The following is a 3,017-nucleotide window of genomic DNA, read 5'->3' as shown; positions in this document are numbered from 1 at the left end:
GGGCCCTCCTGGGCTGATAGGCAATTGCCTGAGGCTGGGCGTAGGCGATGGGCAGCGGCTGGGTGTAGTTGATGGGCAGGTTCTGCTGGTGGGCGTACTGCTGGAAGGAGGGGAGCTGGTCCACCCCGGGGCCAGAGATCAGCGACTGGACGCGGCCCCATGCGCTGCTCACATGCTTCTTCATGCAACAGTAAAACATCACAAAAATGACCACCATCACCACCATCAGCATCAGAGTGTTAGTGTGAAAGGAAAAGAAGGTGTAGGTACGCTTCTCCACGTTGATATCCTGATTTATCCTATTTCCCTCGTTCCCATCCGCCATCTTCCCGTCTTGACAGGCGTGCACTGGAGTGAAGGGTGGCGGGGGGAACTGCCACGGGTCGAATCCCTTGTCTGAGCAGAGAGTCATGGGAGTTGGGCAGTGGCTTGTCAGTGGGCTGGGAGCAGACTGGCGGCTGCAGCTGGAACCGGACCCTGCGCTGCACGGGTTCTCTCTGCTGAGTCACTTCTTGTGATTTTCCATCAAACTCATTGTCTTCACACTCCTCCACATTGCCACTCAGTTTCACATTTCTGGAAACTATTTCTGGTTTAATGAATTTGACATTTCGAGTGTAAACCTTTCCAGAATCAGGTACCATGACATCCATTGTTGTGTGTGACAGTCTTTTCACAATAAGACCTTTCAGGTCCCAGAGACCTGTCCTGTAGTTTTGCAGTCTAACTTTTGCACCAATGTGAAACTCTTCATTTGATTTAGGGTTCACATTTTTGCTGTCATTATTGATTGCCTTTTCCCTTGCTTCCTCTCTTTCAACCACTGCTTTCTGATGATCATGTTCCTTGGGTAGGAAGTTGCTGAAATCAGTGTTCAACTTTCTTTGGTGGAACATGTCACCAGGTGACTGTGTGAATCCTGCTCTGATGACATTGTTGAAGTGGAATAATTTACTGCTGATATCCTCTTTGTTTTCAACACATTTTATCAGAAGTCTTTTCCCTTGTTTAACACTGTTCTCAGCGATCCCATTGGACTCCGGGTATCTTGGGCTGCTCAACCTTTGGCTGATGTTTCTGGTGGACAAAAAGTCTCTGAACTCCTTGCTCCTAAATGGAGGGCCCCCATCGCTGCAGATTGTTCCTGGCCTACCCACTTGTTCAAAGAGTTTGTCCAAAGCTTTACTTGTTGCACTAGCTGTTGTTGATCTCATTTCAATGATGAATAGGTAGCCAGAGAACTGGTCACATGCAAATATGTAGTCTTTTCCTTGACATTTTCCAAAATCCATGAACACACTTTGCATTGGAACTGAATTGTTCATATCATTTCTTTCCTCACATTTGAGTGGGTGCCTGGGTTTGCTGTCACTATGAACCAAGCATGTGTCACATCCTTTGGTCTTATTCAGAATATCACAGTTGATTGTGGGCCAATAGAATTCACTCTTTGCCGTTTGCATCATTTTGACGTGACCCTGGTGACTTCTGTGGTAATTGTCGATTATTTTCTTCCTAGCGCCTTGTGGTGCAAATATTGCTTCTCCGTAACAAATGTACTCGGTTTCATCTGCATCATTCACTATGCTCAAATAATCCCATTTGCTTTGAAAGTCGTGTAATTTGTTATCTTTCTTCAGATCTGAAATTGTGAGTCCATTCTTCATTGCAACAATAGCATCCAGATAGTCTTTGTCATCATTTCTGGCTTCTCTCACTAGATTCATGTTGGACTTGTTTGTGTCAATCTTGTTCACAGCAAACTCCATGTTGTCAAAGTGTAATACATCTTTTTCTGATTCAGAAAAGCGCCAGACCGGGTTTCTGGACAAGCAGTCAGCCACCTTGTTGTTTTTACCTTCCAAGTAGGAGAGACTCAGGTTGAATCCTGCTAACTGCCTTCTTATCCTTTGGAGCCTGCTTCCAACATCTCTGATTTGCTTTTTAAAGATTCCCAACAGAGGCTGGTGATCAGTTTTTATGTGTGTGAGTGTCCCTCTTGTAAAGAACTTTGTTTTGTCCAATGCCCATGCTATGGCGAGGCACTCCAACTCTATCACAGCGTAATTCTTTTGGGCATCATTGAGTGCTGAAGAACCACATTGCAACACATTTGCTGAACCAGAACCGGTTGGCTGATATAGAATGAAGCCAAGTCCGAAGATGCGGCTTGCATCGGTGATGAGCACCAGCGGCAGGGAAGGGTCAAATGGCTTTAGGCCAACATAGGCCGCACAGCTCATTTTCAACTGATCAAATTCCTTTTGGTGATCTTCAGTCCAGACCCAGGCATTTCTTTGCTTGAGGAGTGTCCTCAGTAACACACCCTGTTGGCTCAAGTCAGGATGCCACTTCGTGAAAATTTGAACAAGTCCGAGAAATGATTTCAAACAACTGACATCTGTTGGAACATGAAACTGAGTGAGAGCTTCTATCTTTGAAGGAAGAGGTTTGACACCCTCCTCGTCAATGAGGAAGCCGGCAAATTCTACTGTTGATCCAATGACAAACTTGGCTTTGCTTAGTTGCAGTCCTCTCTCCCTGCACCTCTCAAAGATGATGTTCAGTCGCTCCTCCAGCTGCTCCAAGCTCTCGGCACACACCAGGATGTCATCGACTTCCAGCAAGCACCATTCAAACAAAGACTCCAAAATGTCATTCATGGCCTCAATGAACAGGTCGCCACTGGACACCATCCCCATGGGGCAAGCTAAGTAGCGAAACCTGCCCCACTCCGTGAGAAACGTTGTCAAGAAGGAGCTTTCTTCTGACAATCTTCTTTGGAAATATCCGTGAAGGGCGTCCAGCGTTGCATACACCTTGGTTCCGTGTGGGATTCTTTTCACCAACTCCGCTGGGCTGGGGAAAGGACAATTTGGTCTGCTCACATTTTTGTTGAGGGAGGTGTAGTCTGTCACTAGGCGTAGTTTGTCCTTCACTTTCTTTGTCACGAAATGAGATGGAGCACACCATCTTGTGGGTTCGCTCACTTTCTTTATTATGTTAGATTCTTCAAG

General features: G+C 46.1%; 2 protein-coding genes. Both read right to left on the bottom strand.

Going from position 1 to position 3,017, the window contains the following annotated elements:
- Positions 1-325, bottom strand: a 325-nt coding sequence (locus ACN0IC_RS14815; protein WP_416879548.1) for a hypothetical protein, incomplete at its 3' end; no start/stop codon positions are given.
- The coding region (locus ACN0IC_RS14810) for an RNase H-like domain-containing protein (RefSeq protein WP_416879547.1) at positions 300-3,017 on the bottom strand (2,718 nt) is incomplete at its 5' end. The genes ACN0IC_RS14815 and ACN0IC_RS14810, both read right to left, overlap by 26 nt.

The organism is Litorimonas sp. (assembly GCA_029936425.1).
Taxonomy (GTDB): Bacteria; Pseudomonadota; Alphaproteobacteria; order Caulobacterales; family Maricaulaceae; genus Litorimonas.
This window is presented reverse-complemented; position numbering and strand designations above follow the sequence as displayed.